Origin of the sequence: Streptomyces sp. NPDC015532, assembly GCF_043078065.1 — a bacterium.
Lineage (GTDB): Bacteria > Actinomycetota > Actinomycetes > Streptomycetales > Streptomycetaceae > Streptomyces.
The window spans coordinates 259,592-275,781 of sequence record NZ_JBIBSY010000010.1 but is presented as its reverse complement, the minus strand read 5'-3'; the positions used below and the strand labels follow the sequence as shown (position 1 = coordinate 275,781).

Here is a 16,190-nt window from a genome sequence, read left to right as displayed (position 1 = left end):
CCCCGGTGGCCCGTGCACCGTGGCGCCGGCGGCAGGCCGCCCGTCCGCGCCGGCGAAGTTCGCGGCCTTCAACAAAGCTGCCGGATCCTGTCGAAATCGCCTGCGGCCGCGCACGGTTCTGGAAAGATCCGTCCATGCACACCAAGGGGGACGGACTGCGCGCCTGGGTGACCGGACTGGACGACCGCGCACTCCGGGAACTGCTCATGGTTCCGGGCATGTTGGCGCACATTCCGGGCATCGCGACCGCCCTGAACGGGCAGCCGCCGCGGCTGAGGCGCCGCGAGATCCTGGCCGCTCGTACGTGGCTGAGCCGCACCAGTGCGGGCGGCCTCGCGGCGATCGTGCAACACGCGACGGACTGGACCCTGTTCCGCCTGGAGCGGTGTTACGGACATCCGGTGGGACAACTGTCAACACCCGGCACGGAGCATCTGCGCGAGGTGCTGCGAGAGGTCGATTCCGTGCTCGCGCAGATCACCCTGTACGGCCTCTCCGACAGACCCGTCGCGGGTGGCGGATCGGTCGGGGACCATTGGGACGACCTGTGGGCGGCCGCGTCGACCGCCGGGACACCTTGCAGGTGCGAGCGGGGCGAAGGAGCGTGCCGCCCGGCCGCCGCGGCCGAGGACGGATCAGACGCCGCCGAGGAAACCACCGAGCCGGATGCCGTCCCCGCGGGAAAGGGCGAGCCGTTGACCCTGGAGATCACCGACGAGCAACTGCTCGCGTCGCGCGAGGTGCTGAGCGAGCGGTCCGCGGAACTGGGCCGGGTGCTGGAGGAGACGCTGCGGCGGGTCCGGGCGGGGCGGGGCGTTCCCGACCTGCTGGACGGGCAGTTGAAGCAATGGCGGCGGGTACGGTCCGGGATCGCGGACAGGCTCGCGGCCGACGGCCGGGAGTGGTCCGGGGAAGCGGGCTTCGCCGAACTCGACGAGATCGTCCAGGAGTTGCGGGACGCCGCGGCAGAGCGTGCCCGGGAACTGCGCGAACTGAACGAGGACCGCGAGGGACTTCTGCTCCTCCTGGACAGGACCGCCTCCGACGCACCGCACCGCATACCGCTGCAACAGTCGCTGACCGCGCTGGAGACGCGCATCAGCGAACTCGCCGCGGCGGGGGCCCCTGCGGCCCTTCCGCCGGACGGCGCACCGCCCGCCGCGATACCCGGACAGGCAAGGGCCGTCGATCCGGGCGAGGGATCCCGGCCGATGACGGACCCCGACGCGGATCCGCCGGCGGAGCGGAACCACACGCCTGACGACACACCTGACGTCACCCCGGAGCCTTCGGTCGAGCGCATCCCGATCTCGGCGACGACCATCCCCGCGGACGCGGCCCCGGACTTGGACGCGGCCCCGGACGCGGACTCGACCCTGGACTCGGACTCGACCCTGGACGCGGCCCCGGACTCGGACGCGGCCCTGGACTCGGACGCGGCCCCGGGCTCCGACGCGCAGCCGCAGCCGCAGCCGCAGCCCGGAACGGTCCCGGACGCAGTGCCGGCCGCCGTCCGGTCGCCACAGGCCGAACCGGCCACGGCCTCCGCGCCCGTGCCGCCCGCGGAGGAGTCCGTTCCCGCTCCGGAGGTGAAGGCCGACCCGGCGTCCGAGGCCGCGGACGTTCCCGAGCAGGTCGTCACGACCCGGACCAGGCCTCGCGCGACAGGGGCGCAGGCCCCGCTGCCGGAACGGGCCGACCCCGAAGCCTCCGGCGCTCCGGCGGCCACGGACGCCCCCGACGCCCCGGACCTCGATCCGGCGGCCGTGGCGAAGTCGTCCTTCCTGCCCTGGAAGCCGCTGACGGCGCCCGGCGACGGCGAGGCCGCGGTGGCCCGGCTGATCGGCCAGGGCCGTTTCCAGGAGGCCTACTGGACGACGGTGGGCTCGGCCGAACCCCCGCACCGCACCGCCTGCCTCGCCTTCGCCGAGGCCGCCTTCGCCTGCGGCGACGAGGGAGAGGCCGTGGCCGTGATGACCGGCTTCGACCCGGAGATCCGTCTGCTCCAGGCCGACCGGCCCGCTCTCGTGCTAGCCGCCGTGGCCTCCCTACGGGCCGGTCTGCTGGCCGGCTGGCCCAACGACCTCCTGATCCAGACGGACCTCGCGTCCACCGTGCCCGGGAACTGGGGCAAACTCCTGGAGCGGGCCGTCCACGCACTGCGCCGCTATCACCGCCTCGACCTGACCGCGACCCGCCTGACCACCGACAACATGGTGGGACTCACCGCGGACCAACTCGCCTCCGAGGCCGCCGCGCTGCGTGACGCGCTTCGGCGCCAGCGCATCGGCTACACCCGCGCGACCCAGGTCAGAACCCGGCTGATCGGCTCGGACCAGCCCCTGGGGAAGGCCCTGGACGGAGTCAGCGACTGGGCGAACGGCACGGCCGGAGCGGCCGCCCTCGACCAGGTCTGGGAGCTCTTCCGCAAGCGTGGCTCCGCGGAACGCATGATCGAGGAGGCCGACGCCGAGATCCGCACCCCCAAGCAGGCCAAGGAACCGATCGAGGCCGCCGCCAAACGGGCTCTCCTGCGCAGCATCGAGCAGGTGTCCGACCTGCTGTCCCGCGCCCGGGCGCTGGCCGCCCCCGTCGTCGACGAACGAGCCGACAGCACCACCGGCCTCCGCCACGCCTTGGACCAGGTACGTCACGAAGCGCCCCCGCCGGGCGTCGAGGGAGCGGCTCTGCTGCGGCTGCGCACGTGGCTGCTCGAAGGTGACCGGACGCCCGGCACCGCCGTCCCGGCACGTGACCCCGACGCCGTGCGGGTGACGGACCAGCCTCGGACGGAGGCCCTTCTCGCGGCGCCGGAACTCCCGCGGTCGCCCGAAGGGACTCCCCTGCCCGACGAGGAGGGTTTCGGGAAGGCGATGCTCACACTGCTGGAGCCGGTCGACGTGCGCGCGGTCCTCCGGAGCTACCTGGAGCGGGGCGACCTGCATCTCGCCGACGCCCTGGTCTCATCGCTGGAACAGGACCTCGTCCCCGCCGTCCCGGAGGGCCTCGAAGCCGTGCCGCGGGACTGGCGGCAGTTGCGCGACCCCGAGTGGACGCGCTGGAGCGCCGTTCACCGCACGTCGCTCGCCACGGCGAGCGCGCTCCTCGCCGAACTGCGCACCCAGCAGCTCGACATACAGACCGAGCGAGAACTCGTCGGTCGCCTCGAAGAGCTGCGCCGGCCCGCCCCCGAGGGCGCGTTCGGCCGCGCCTGCGTCGGCATCGGCGTCCTCGACGGCGAGATGCGGGCGATGGTCCAGCAGTACGTGGAACGCCTCCGCGAGAGCCTGACCGCGTTGAACCCTCCGGCCGAGGAGCTGCAACGCCTCACCTCGCGGCTCGACGCCGGGGACACGGTCACCGCCGAGGAGTGTCTGGCGCTGCTGCGCGAGGGCAAGCCCCTCCCCGACTGGAGCACCACGGACTCGGGGGCCGAGCTGGAACGCTTCACCGCCGGCATCGAGCTGACCGTGGGGCGCAAGGCCGGCTCCCAGGGCTACTCCGCCCGGCCCTGGGCCGACCACTACCTGGACGGGGAGCCCCTGACCGAGGGCGCGCGGAGCGGACTGGACTCGTGGGAGGCCCTGTGCCGCCCCGCCACCCGGGGCTCGGAGTGGCAACGGCACATCCCGTCGGTCCTGCGCGTGCTCGGGCTGGAGTGCCCTCAGACCCCTGTCCGGGACCAGCGGCACGAGGTGCGCGGTGTTCTGCGGCTCAGCGCCCGGGCGCGGGCGAGCGAGACGGCTCCCGGATACGTGGCCGCCCTGGGGTCGGCCGCGTCCTCGTACACGATCCTCGTGGTCTCCGACGAACAGCGAGGGCGCAGCCCGCTGGAACTGCTGGACAGCAGTGACTCCGGGGCGTGCCTGATCCTCTACCTGTACCCGCTCGGGCTGAACGGGCGCCGGGAGATGGCGGCACGCGCGCGGACCGCCTCCTCCCAGCAGGCGCTCGTGGTGGACCCCGCCGTGTTCGGCTGGGTCGCGGCACGCTCACCGAGGTCCTTCAGGGCCACTCAGCGGGTGACCCTGCCCTGGACGGCGTACAACCCGTACACGCCCTTCGTGGCCGGGCTCGTTCCGCCGGAGATCTTCTACGGCCGGCAGGAGGAGATCGCCGCCGTCACCGACCCGCTCGGCGCCCTGTTCCTCTACGGCGGACGCCAGCTGGGCAAGTCCGCTCTCCTGCGCAAGGTGCAGGCGTCGTTTCCCGGCACCCCGGGCCACAAGGCCATCTACGTCGACCTCAAGGCGCGCGGTGTGGGTGAGGCCGAGCCGGCGGAACGCATCTGGGCCGTGCTCGAGGACGAGTTGAAGCGCGTGGGCGTGCTGAGCGAGTCCGCGGATTCCGGCCACACCCCGGACGCGATGCTCGACAGGGTGGAGCGGTGGCTGGAGGAGAGCCACGACCGGCGGGTGCTGGTGCTCGCCGACGAGGCCGACGCCTTCCTGACCGCGGACTCCAAGGCCGTACGCGGGCGGGGCGGGGACGCCACCTTCTCCAACGTGCTCCGGCTCAAGGGGCTGATGGACCGCACCGACCGCCGCTTCAAGATCGTCTTTGCGGGTCTGCACCAGGTCCAGCGCTTCAGCCATCTCTCCAATGTGCCCCTGACGCACGGCGGCCCCGATGTACTGATCAGTACGCTGAAACCCGCCGAGGCGCAGCGCCTGGTCGTCGAGCCGATGGCGGCCTTCGGGTACAGCTTCGAACGGCCCGAGCTGGTCTGGCGGGTCCTCGCGGCGACGAACTACCAGGCGTGCCTGGTCCAGATCTTCTGCGAACGGCTCGTCGCGACCCTCCGCGGGAAGTCCCTGGCCTCGGCGAAGTGGCCGATCACGGTCACGGACGAGGACGTCCGGTCCGTGACCGGATCCGCGCAGGTCCACCGGCACATCGCCGAACGGCTGCGCATCACCATCAACCTGGAGGACCGCTACCGGGTCCTCGCCCTGGTGATCGCGTTGCGCAGTCAGGAGGACCGTTACCGGGGCGGCTATGACGCCGACGATCTGCTGAGGGCGGCCAAGGAGCGCTGGCGGGAGGGGTTCAGTTCCCTCACCGCGAGCGATGTACGGATCTACCTGGACGAGATGGTCGGCCTGGGCCTGCTCATCCAGCTGGCCGACGCGCGTCGGTACGCCGTCCGCAGCCCGAACGTCGTCAGCATGCTGGGGACCAGGGAGGACCTCGAACTCGAGTTGCGCCAAACCGAGTTCGACCTCCCGTACGACTACAACCCGCGCTTCTCCCGGCGGTTCGTCGGTCCGGACCGCGAGGGAATCGCCCGCTACAGCCCTCTGACGGAACATCAGCTCCACCTGGTGACGGCGCCCGGGGTGGCCGCGGTGTGCCTGACCCAGGCCCACGGTCCCGCGCTCGTGAAGGGCGCGGTGAAGTCGTACTCCACCGCGCGCGGACTGGAATTCCGGGAGGCGGCCCCCGGAGCCGCGCCCCAGTCCCTGACGAAGGACGCGGAGGGACGGCCGTTCCTGATCCTGGCCGACGTCCGGGGCCGCGGATCCGCCGAGGCCGCCGACTGGGCACAGGCCCTGCACGCCCACACCTCCTTGCCGGAGGGCGGAGTGCCCCATCGGACGGCCGTCCTGCTGGTGGACCCGGCCGAGCTCGGACAGAAGGACGACCTCATCACCTGTGTGGTGCGTCCCGAACGATGGACCGCGGACAGTCTCCGCGCCTGGCCCGAGTGTCCCTTCGACACCCCGGACAAGCGGCGGCGGGTCATCGAACTCACCGGCGGCTGGCCCCACTTGCTGGAGCGGACCGTGCACCGCATCACCCGGGAGGGCTCCACGCTGGAAGCGGCCCTGGAGGACGCCCGGTACTTCATCGGGCAGCGTGACTTCGCCCGTGTGCACCTGGAGCGGGTCGGCATCGACACCCGTCTGACGGAGGTGCTGACCGAGTGGAGCCAGTACGTGGAACCGGGCGAGGGATGCGCCTACGCCGACATCGCGGCGGTCACCGGCATGCGGATCGAGGAGGTCGGATCGCTCGTCGGCCGGCTGCTCGAACACGGCGTACTGGACGACGGTCCGGAGGGCTGCTCGCTGGACAGGATCACCTTCCGGGCACTCCAGGTCCTGTCGGAGCCGTCGTGACCCTCGTGTCCCACGCTCTCTCCGGGAACCTGGTGAGCACCCTGCCCGGAGTGCGGTTGTGGACGCGACGGCTGCTGGGCGACCTTCGGTCGGGAAGGAGCTGCCTCTGCCTCTTCCCCCAGGCCCGCCCGACGGGTGTACCGGCCGTCGCCGAAGCCCTGCTGGACGAACTCCTCCACGAACTGGCGGACTTCGTCCTCGTTCCCGGACCCGGCGACGGCGTGGCGCCCGGCAGCCTCGCCCCGCCCCCACCGTCTCCCGTGCCCGCGGACCCCTGGGGCGGGATGGACCCGATCCTGGACTACGACGACGGGCTGTCCGCCTTCTCGGCCGTGGCGACGAAGAACGCGACGGTCGCACCGGCTCGCCCGGCCTCGGCGCGGGACGGCCGGCGGGAGGAACCCGGCCCGCACACCCTGGGGGACCGGATCGTCAAAGAACTCGGCGACTCGGCCTCCGGCACGGCCCCGGGGCACACGGGAATCGACGGACTCCTCGAACGCCTCACCACCGCTTCGGACAACCCCGACGGGACCCGGGTGATCGTGGTGCGTGGCTGGCGGGAACCGGCACCGACCGCGGCGACCGACCTGCTGCGGCGGCTGTCCGCCACGGTCAAGGCGGCCGGCCTGCCTCCGGGCAGCCGCCCGAGGCTGCTGGTGCTGGCCACGTCGCACGGACTGCCCGTGGAACTGCCGGAGCAGATAGCCCGCGAGGACGTCGGGGTGCACTGGTGGTGGGGTGCCCTCGGCCGGCTGGACACCGCCACCGTGGTCGCCATGGCGCGGCCCCGCCCGTCCGGTCCGGCCGCCCGGCACCAACTGCTCGAAGCGGTGGCGCAGGCCACAGTCGTCGAGGTGTGCGGGCCGTTCCTGGATCTGGCCGAACGGCTGGCGGTGGAGTGGGACGGACTCCCCGACGGCCTGCCCGCACAGTTGCTGCGGCTCACCGGCGGACCCGTACCTGACCGGGTCGCCGTACCCGGCCCTCGGAGGAGGGAGCCGACCACGGCCCTGCTCCATCCGAACGCCGCCCTGCGCCCCGAATGGAACCTGGGCACGCTCGACAGGTGGGACGGGCGGCTGCGCCGCCGTCCCGACGGCGGGAGCGAACACGAACACAGCGTGCGCACCCGGATCTGGCTGGCGCAGAATCACGCTCTGCTGCCCCTGCTGGACGAAGCCCGTGAGCAGTTCGCCGAGGTGATCGGGGTCCGGTCACGCGTCTCCCGGAGCGAACTCGCCGCTCTCTACGGTCGGCAGGCCGAGATGGAACTCGGTGCGATGTGGCGGGCTCACCTCCAGGGCCACGTACGGCTCACCCAGCCGGAGGCCGACCGGCTGCGGACCCTGTGGCGGTCCCGCAACAAGCTCGCCCACCGCGACGTACTCGACGACGCAGCCCTGAAGGCGCTTGTGCACGTCCTGTGCTCCTGAGGCCTCCTGACGTCTCCTGAGATCGCCTGCGGTCGCGACGACATGGCCGGGTGACGAGCGCAGCGGCCACAGCCGTCCGGGCAACCGTCCGGGGCAGGCATCAGGAACGGCCGTCAGGACCGACCGCTCAGCCCAGGAAACTCAGCCGCACCTGGCGATTCGGGTTGTCCCGGTTCGTGTCCACGAGGCACACCGACTGCCATGTCCCCAGCTCCAGAGCCCCGTCCACCACCGGCAGGGTCGCGTGCGGCGGGACGATGGCGGGGAGGACGTGGTCACGGCCGTGCCCGGGGCTGCCGTGACGGTGCTGCCAGCGGTCGTCCGCGGGGAGCAGGGCGTGCAGCGCGGTGAGGAGGTCTTCGTCGCTGCCCGCGCCGGTCTCGATGATGGCGATTCCGGCGGTGGCGTGCGGGACGAAGACGTTCAGGAGGCCGTCACGGCCCGCCGCGACCTCGCGGAGGAAGGCCTCGCAGTCGCGGGTGAGGTCGACGACCCTCTCCGACGAACCGGAGGAGATGTTCAGGACCTGCGTGGTGAAGGCATCGGACATGCCTCAATCCTCTCCCATACGGGGGCTCCCGGCTTGCGGCGACAGCGCTCGGCGCCGGACGTGGACGACCGGCCGGCGGTGGCCTGCCACACGCGGCGCGCGGCTCGCGACCTGCGGCTGACGGCTGACGGCTGACGGCAGGGTTCGTTCGTCAGGTGGCTCACAGCGGGGTTCCCGACGGGAAGATCCCGGACCTCGGTCCGGTTCGTACAAGCGTGAACAACACCGGGGTGAGCACGCGTGAGGTCGAAGTGGTCGTCGTCGGGGCCGGTCAGGCCGGTCTGGCGGCCGCCTACCACCTGCGGCGCACGGGCTTCGAGCCCGAGCGTGACTTCGTCGTGCTCGACCACGCGCCGCACCCGGGCGGAGCCTGGCAGTTCCGCTGGCCGTCGCTGACCTACGGCAACGTGCACGGGATGCACTCCCTGCCCGGCATGGACCTCACGGACGCGGACCCGGACCGCCCCTCCTCCGAGGTCGTCTCCGCGTACTTCGCCGCCTACGAACGCGCCTTCGACCTGCGGGTGCGAAGGCCGGTCGACGTCAGGACCGTCAGGGAGGGGACCGGCGGCCGGCTGCTCGTGGAAGCCCGTGACCGTACGTGGTCGACGCGGGCGCTGATCAACGCGACGGGTACCTGGGACCGCCCGTTCTGGCCTCGCTATCCGGGCCAGGAGAGCTTCCGCGGGCGGCAGTTGCACACGGCGCTGTATCCGGGTCCCGAGTGGTTCGCCGGGCGGCGCGTGGTCGTCGTGGGCGGTGGGGCCTCCGGGACCCAGCATCTGATGGAGATCGCCGCCCACGCGGCCGGGACCACCTGGGTCACCCGGCGCCCCCCGGTCTTCCGCGAGGGTCCCTTCACCGAGGAGTTCGGGCGGGCGGCCGTCGCTCTCGTCGAGGAGCGGGTCCGGCAGGGGCTGCCGCCACGGAGCGTGGTCTCGGTCACCGGGCTGCCGCTGAACGACGCGATCCGCCAGGCGCTGGCCGACGGCGTGCTGGACCGGCGGCCGATGTTCGACCGGATCACCCCGGACGGTGTGGAGTGGGCGGACGGTACGCGTGTGGAAGCGGACGTAATCCTGTGGGCGACCGGGTTCCGGGCGGCCATCGATCATCTGGCTCCGCTGCGGCTGCGCGAGCGGGGTGGCGGCATCCGGGTCGAGGGAACGAGCGTGGTCGCCGACCCGCGGATCCACCTGGTCGGCTACGGCCCCTCCGCGAGCACCATCGGCGCCAACCGGGCCGGGCGGGCCGCCGTACGGGACATCAGGCAGCTGCTGGCGACCACGCCGGTCGCCGTGTGATGCCCCGTACGCCGGTCAGTTCGTGGGAATGACCGTGGGAGTCACCGCCGACGTGCCCGCGGGAGAAGCCGCAGGAGGGACTGCTGCGGAGGTCTCGGGCGTGAGCGCGGGAGACGCCACGGGAGGGGCTGCTTCAGAGGTCTCGGGTGTGACCGCGGGAGAGGCCGGGGACGTGACCGCGGGAGAGGCCGCCCGGGGGAGCTTGGACGAGGTGGCCGAAGTGGGCGCGGTGGCTGAGGTGGCCGTGGGGGACGCGCTCTTGCGGTGCCGCCGGTTGAACTCGGCCACGTTGCGCTGGTGTTCCTCGTAGCTGGCCGTGAAGCGCGTGTCGCCCGGCTTGACCGTGACGAAGTACAGCCAGTCGCCCTGCGGCGGGTTGACCGCGACGCGCATCGCCTCCTCGCCGGGGTTGGCGATCGGCGTGGGCGGCAGGCCCATGCGCCGATAGGAGTTGTACGGGCTGTTGAGCCTGGTGTCCGCCTCGCTGGTGTTCAGCGTGGAGCGGTTCAGCGCGTAGTTGATGGTCGAGTCCATCTGCAACGGCATTCCGCGCGCCAGGCGGTTGTAGACGACCCTGGCCACCTTGCCCATGTCCGTCCGGGTCGCCGCCTCCGCCTGCACGATGCTCGCGACGGTGACCGCCTGATACACGTTCATCGCGTTGCGCTGCGCGCCTGCGGCGATCGGCGCCCCGTTGAACCTCTTGTTCGCGGTGTCGACCATGAACGTCAGCAGGGACTCCGGAGTCGCCTTCTCGCCGATCGGATACGTCGCCGGGAAGAGATAGCCCTCGGGGTTGCCCCTGGCGTCGTTCGGAAGTTTGAGGTGGGCTTTCGCCAGGGACTTCTTGGTGGTTCCCGCGGGAACCCGGAGGGCCTTGTCGACGGCGGCGTAGACCTGTCCGGAGCGCCAGCCCTCCGGAACGACGAGCGACGTCGGGCGGGCGTCGTCGTCTCCCATGCTCAGCAGCGGCACCGCCACGGCGGTGGCCGCCACGACGGCGCCGGTCGCGATGAGGGCGACCCGGCCCCGGCGCGTCAGTCGAATCGTGCTCCGTGGCGGAGTGTTCATCTGCATAACGGGCACGGTAACGCGCTATTGGCCACAAACCCGGCATATCGTCATCTTGTCGGCGCCAGTTGGGCGTCCCGGTGGACGAGAGCGGCATAGCGCCCCTCCCCCGCCAGCAACTCCTCGTGCGTGCCACGCTCGACCGCGCGGCCCGAGTCGAGGACGACGATCTGGTCGGCGCCGCGGATCGTGGACAGCCGGTGCGCGATGGCGAGCGTGGTGCGGTTGGCCGACAGGGCGTCGATGGCCTCCTGGACGGCATGTTCCGTGCGGGTGTCCAGGGCGCTGGTCGCCTCGTCGAGGATGAGCACGGGCGGATCGCGCAGGATCGTGCGGGCGATGGCGAGGCGCTGCTTCTCACCGCCGGAGAACCGGTGACCGCGTTCACCGACGACCGTGTCGTACCCGTCGGGCAGCGACGCGATGTGGTCGTGGATCTGGGCCGCCCGCGCCGCCGTGTGCAGCTCCTCGTCGGTGGCGTCCGGCTTGGCGAAGCGCAGGTTCTCGGCGACCGAGGCGTGGAAGAGGTACGTCTCCTGGGAGACGACGCCGACCGCGCGCGCGAGGGTGTCGAAGTCGAGGTCCCGGACGTCGACCCCGTCGAGGGTGACCCGCCCGCCCGTGACGTCGTACAGCCGGGGCACCAGATAGCTGAGCGTCGACTTTCCGGAGCCGGTCGGACCGACGACGGCGAGGCTGCCGCCGGCCGGGACGGTGATGTCGATGCCGTCGAGGATCGGGGTGCCCTTGTCGTCGTAACGGAACTCGACGTCCTCGAAGCGGATCTCGCCCTTGACCTGGTCGAGGTGGACGGGCCGCTCGGGCTCGGTGATGTCGATGGGCAGGTCGAGGTACTCGAAGATGCGCTGGAACAGCGCGAGCGAGGTCTGGATCTGCACACCCGTGGACAGCAGGCTGACCGTCGGCCGGAACAGGCCCTGCTGGAGCGACACGAAGGCGACCAGTGTGCCGATCGATATGGTGGGGCCGCCGAGCTGAAGGGCCACGCCCGCGGTCCAGTAGATGAAGGCGGGCATGGCGGCCATGACGATGCCGATGACGGACATGCGCCAGCGTCCCGCCATGTTCGACCTCACCTCCAGGTCGACGAGGCCCTCGGACTCCTCCGCGAACGACTTCGTCAGCGAGTCGGCCCGGCCCATGGTGCGCCCGAGCAGGATGCCGCTGACGGAGAGCGATTCGGTGACGGTGGCGGCCATCGCCGCCATCTGCTTCTGGCGCTGGGTGGTGATCCTCTTGCGTTCGTCGCCGACGCGGCGGCTGATCCACACGAACACCGGCAGCAGGACCAGCGAGACGACGGTCAGACGCCAGTCCAGGGCCACCATCGCCACGATCGTGGCGACCACACTGGTGAGGTTGGAGACCAGCGACGTGGCGGTGGACGTGACGGTCGCCTGCATGCCGCCGATGTCGTTGGCGATGCGGGACTGGACCTCGCCCGTGCGCGTCCTGGTGAAGAAGGCGAGCGACATGCGCTGGAGGCGGCCGTAGACCGCGGTGCGCAGGTCGTGCATCACACGCTGGCCGACGGTCGTGGAGATCAGCGTCTGCAGGACGCCGAAGACACCGCTCAGGACGGCGCTCGCGATCATGCCGAGGGCGAGCAGGGTCAGCAGACCCGTACGCCCCTGGGGGATCGCGGTGTCCAGGATCGCCTTCAGCAGGAAGGGCGTGGCGACGCCCACGAGGGACGCGGCGCCGACCAGCAGGCCGACGATCGCGAGGCGGCCTCGGTAGGGCCGGAAGAGACTCAGGATGCGGCGCACCTGCCGTGGCTGTTGGCTGTCGGCAGGTGGGGGGCTCCAGGTGGACGGTTCGGGGCGCAATGGACTCCTAGGGAAACGGGACGACAGGGACACCGGTGAGGATCCGACGACTGACGGACCCTAGCTCATTGTTACCTATACTCACAATGAACGGCATCCTGATATTGTTCCCGCATGACCACCCCCGATGCCGACGGCCTGCTCGCCGAGCAGCTGCTGCGTCTGACGCGCCGCGTGCACCGCATCCAGAAGCGCCATCTGGAGCAGCGCGAGCTGGGCATCACCCCGGCCCAGTCCCGGCTCCTGCGTACCCTCGCGCACTACGCGTCGCCTCCCCGTATGGCCGATCTCGCGGAGCGCCTCGAAGTGGTGCCGCGTGCCGTGACCACGCTGGTGGACGGCCTGGAGGCGAGCGGCAAGGTGCGCCGGGCACCCGATCCCACCAACCGTCGGGTGATCCGTATCGAGGTCACGGACGAGGGGCGCAAGGCGCTGCGCGAGCTGCGCGCCGCGCGCCGCGGCGCCGCGGAGGAGATCCTGGCTCCATTGACGGACGAGCAGCGCGAGGTGCTCGGCGGGTTGCTGGACACGCTGGTGGACGGCATGCCGAGGGTGGAACACCGGTGCTGAGCCTGACCGGGGCGGTGCGTCGCCACTGAGGCGGCTCAGCCCGCTTGGGGCGGTGCGTCGCCACTGAGGCGGCTCAGCCCGCTTGGGGCGGTGCGTCGCCACTGAGGCGGCTCAGCCGGCTTGGGGCGGTGCGTCGCCACTGAGGCGGCTCAGCCGGCTTGGGGCGGTGTGCCACCGCTCAGGCGGCCCAGCCGACCCGGGGCGGCGCGTCGCCACTGAGGCGGCTCAGCCGGCTCCGGGCGGAGTGGGCGGTCCCGCGCCGGTCGGGCACGGCATCCCGCGCCGCCGCCGGCCGGCCGAGCGTGTGAGGAGTGGTCCGCGATGCCGCTGCTGGAGCCCGATCCCGACGCCCTTCGCCCCGACGCGCGCCCCGAGGTCCCGGCGGCCGACCGGGTGCCCGACGACCGGGCCGGGGGGACTCCCGAGCCGCTGCGCGGCGACCTGACCGCCCTGCTCGGCCGCGAGAAGGTGCTGACCGGGATCTCCGACCTCGTGCGCTACGCGTCCGACGCCAGCCCCTACCGCTTCGTGCCGCGGGTCGTCGTGGTCCCCGAGGACATCGACGACGTCTCGGCGGTGCTCTCGTACGCCCACGGCGAGGGCCGCGAGGTGGTGTTCCGGGCGGCCGGGACCTCGCTCAACGGCCAGGCACAGGGCGAGGACATCCTCGTCGACGTCCGTCGGCACTGGACGGGCGTCGAGGTTCTCGACGGCGGAGCGCGGGTCCGGATCGCTCCGGGCACGACCGTCGCCCGCGTCAACGCCGCGCTCGCCCGGCACGGGCGCGTGCTCGGCCCCGATCCGGCGAGCGCGGTCGCCTGCACGGTCGGCGGCGTGGTCGCGAACAACGCCTCCGGCATGACCGCGGGCACCACCCGCAACTCCTACGCCACCCTCGCCTCGCTCACGTTCGTCCTGCCGTCCGGCACGGTCGTGGACACGGCCGAACCGGACGCCGACGAGCGGCTGGCGCGGGCGGAACCGGCCCTGTGCGCCGGACTCATGGAGCTCAAGGCGGAGATCGAGGCGGACGCCGGGCTGGTCGGCCGGATCCGCGCCAAGTACACGATCAAGAACACCAACGGCTACCGCCTGGACGCCTTCCTGGACGGCTCGACGCCCGTCGGGATCCTGCGCGGTCTGATGGTCGGATCGCAGGGCACGCTCGGCTTCATCTCGGAGGTCGTCTTCGGCACGCTGCCGCTGGACCGCAGGGTGTCCGCCGGGCTGCTCTTCTTCGGCTCGCTGCCGGCCGCGGCCGCCGCCGTGCCCCTGTTCACCGCGGCGGGCGCCTCGGCCGTCGAGCTGATGGACGGCAACACCCTGCGTGCCTCGGTGGCCGTCGAGGGGGTGCCCGGGGACTGGGCCGGCCTGCCGGGCCCGACGACCGCTCTGCTCGTCGAGTTCCGCGCCCCGGACGAGGCCACCCAGGAGGCGTACGAGGAGCGGGCCCGGGCGGTGCTGGAGGGGATTCCCCTGGTGTCCCCCGTGCCCTCGGTGACGAACACCCTCACCCGGGACCCGCGGACCGTCGCCGGTTACTGGAAGGCCCGCAAGGCGTTCGTGACGGCGGTCGGCGGAGCGCGCCCCTCCGGTACGACGCTGATCACGGAGGACTTCGCGGTACCGCCCGAGCGGCTCGCCGAGGCCTGCGAGGCGCTGCTGGAACTCCAGACCCGGCACGGCTTCGACGCCGCCGTCGCGGGCCACGCCGCCCACGGAAATCTGCACTTTCTGCTGGCCTTCGACGCGTCCAGGCCCGCCGACGTGGAACGGTACGCCGCGTTCATGGACGCGTTCTGCCGGCTCACGGTGGAACGCTTCGACGGCTCGCTCAAGGCCGAACACGCCACCGGGCGCAATATCGCCCCCTTCCTGGAGCTCGAATGGGGGCCCAGGGCGACGGAGTTGATGTGGCGCACGAAACGGCTGGTCGATCCGGACGGCGTGCTCGCGCCGCGCGTCGTGCTCGACCGCGATCCGCGTGCGCACCTACGGGGCCTGAAGACGATCCCGCGGGTCGAGGCGATCGCCGACCCGTGCATCGAGTGCGGCTTCTGCGAACCGACCTGCCCCAGCCAGGACGTGACGACGACACCGCGCCAACGGATCGTGCTGCGCCGCGAGATGATGCGCCAGCCCGAGGGCTCGCCGGTCGAGAACGGGCTCCTGGAGGCGTACGGGTACGACGCCGTGGACACCTGCGCGGGCGACTCGACCTGCAAGCTGGCCTGCCCCGTCGGCATCGACACGGGCGCCCTGATGAAGACGTTCCGGCACACCCGGCACACCCCGCGCGAGGAGAAAGCGGCAGCGCTGGCCGCGCGGCACTTCCGCGTGCTCGAAGCCTCCGCGCGGCTGGCCGTCGCCGTCGCGGACCGGATCGGCGACCGGCGGGTGAACGCCGTGACGCGGGCGGTCCGCAAGGCCGTACGCCCCGATCTCGTGCCCGAGTGGCTGCCGCGGATGCCCGGAGCCGCCCCCTCCGCCTTGCCTCGCACGGCGCGCGTGGGGGCCGCCGCCGTCTACTACCCGGCCTGCGTCAACCGCATCTTCGGTGGTCCGGGGGACGTATCGCTCGCGCGTGCCGTCGTCGCGGTCTCCGCACGCGCGGGAAAGCCGGTGTGGATTCCGGACGACGTGCGGGGGACGTGCTGCGCGACGATCTGGCACTCCAAGGGGTACGACGCGGGCGACGCCGTGATGGCCAACCGCGTCGTCGAGGCGGCCTGGGGCTGGACCGCCGGCGGCAGACTGCCGCTCGTCGTGGACGCCTCGTCGTGCACGCTCGGCATCGCGCGCGAGGTCGTTCCGTATCTGACCCCGGACAACCGGGACTTGCACGCCGAGCTGCTGGTCGTCGACTCACTGGTGTGGGCTGCGGAGGAACTCCTCCCCCACCTCACCGTGGAGCGCACCCTGGGCTCCGCGGTCCTCCACCCGACTTGCTCGATGCGGCACTTGGGCGACGAGGCACACCTGCGCGCCGTGGCCGAGGCGTGCGCGGACGAGGTGGTGGTGCCCGACGACGCCGGGTGCTGCGCCTTCGCGGGCGACCGCGGCATGCTCCACAGGGAACTCACCGAGTCGGCCACCCGGCAGGAGGCTGCGTTCGTGACCTCCCGCGACTTCGACGCGCATCTGTCGGCCAACCGCATGTGCGAGGTGGGCATGGACCATGCGACGGGCCGCGACTACTACTCCGCGCTCCTGGCGCTGGAGCACGCGACGTGCCCCGGCGCCGGACGGGCCGACCGGTCCCCATGACCCGGCCGGCCCGCGTCCGT

General features: G+C 72.1%; 7 protein-coding genes and 1 pseudogene. 5 read left to right on the top strand and 3 right to left on the bottom strand.

Annotation, left to right across the window (positions count from 1 at the left end; genetic code table 11):
• Positions 1-134 precede the first annotated feature (134 nt).
• Entirely contained in the window at positions 135-6,122 is a 5,988-nt protein-coding gene (locus tag ACF07B_RS27885) for a hypothetical protein (RefSeq protein ID WP_392180949.1), read from the top strand.
• On the top strand, positions 6,119-7,558 hold the full coding sequence (locus ACF07B_RS27880) for a hypothetical protein (protein WP_392180948.1): 1,440 nt from the start codon (positions 6,119-6,121) through the stop codon (positions 7,556-7,558). The genes ACF07B_RS27885 and ACF07B_RS27880 overlap by 4 nt, the downstream gene beginning before the upstream one ends.
• Positions 7,559-7,685: 127 nt before the next feature.
• On the opposite strand, the gene ACF07B_RS27875 is transcribed toward ACF07B_RS27880, so the two are convergent.
• Positions 7,686-8,108 (bottom strand): secondary thiamine-phosphate synthase enzyme YjbQ, encoded by a 423-nt coding sequence (locus tag ACF07B_RS27875; RefSeq protein WP_369479728.1) that lies wholly within the window; start codon positions 8,106-8,108, stop codon positions 7,686-7,688.
• A 230-nt stretch (positions 8,109-8,338) separates the two neighbouring features.
• Here ACF07B_RS27875 and ACF07B_RS27870 point away from each other — a divergent pair, with 230 nt between their 5' ends.
• Positions 8,339-9,412, top strand: a complete 1,074-nt coding sequence (locus ACF07B_RS27870; RefSeq protein WP_392180947.1) for an NAD(P)-binding domain-containing protein — start codon at positions 8,339-8,341, stop codon at positions 9,410-9,412.
• A gap of 249 nt (positions 9,413-9,661) precedes the next feature.
• Here ACF07B_RS27870 and mltG read toward each other — a convergent pair.
• Positions 9,662-10,489, bottom strand: a pseudogene (gene mltG, locus ACF07B_RS27865) (endolytic transglycosylase MltG); the annotation flags it as partial.
• 44 nt (positions 10,490-10,533) lie between these two features.
• Positions 10,534-12,333, bottom strand: coding sequence for an ABC transporter ATP-binding protein (locus ACF07B_RS27860; RefSeq protein WP_392180946.1), 1,800 nt, complete (start codon positions 12,331-12,333; stop codon positions 10,534-10,536).
• A 114-nt stretch (positions 12,334-12,447) separates the two neighbouring features.
• On the opposite strand from ACF07B_RS27860, the gene ACF07B_RS27855 reads away from it, so the two are divergent.
• Both ACF07B_RS27855 and ACF07B_RS27850 read left to right on the top strand, forming a co-directional pair.
• Positions 12,448-12,903 carry a MarR family transcriptional regulator gene (locus ACF07B_RS27855; protein ID WP_351862670.1) on the top strand — a complete coding sequence of 152 codons (456 nt, stop codon included), beginning with the start codon at positions 12,448-12,450 and terminating at the stop codon, positions 12,901-12,903.
• Positions 12,904-13,224: 321 nt separating this feature from the next.
• On the top strand, positions 13,225-16,170 hold the full coding sequence (locus ACF07B_RS27850) for an FAD-binding and (Fe-S)-binding domain-containing protein (RefSeq protein ID WP_392180945.1): 2,946 nt from the start codon (positions 13,225-13,227) through the stop codon (positions 16,168-16,170).
• Positions 16,171-16,190: the final 20 nt, after the last annotated feature.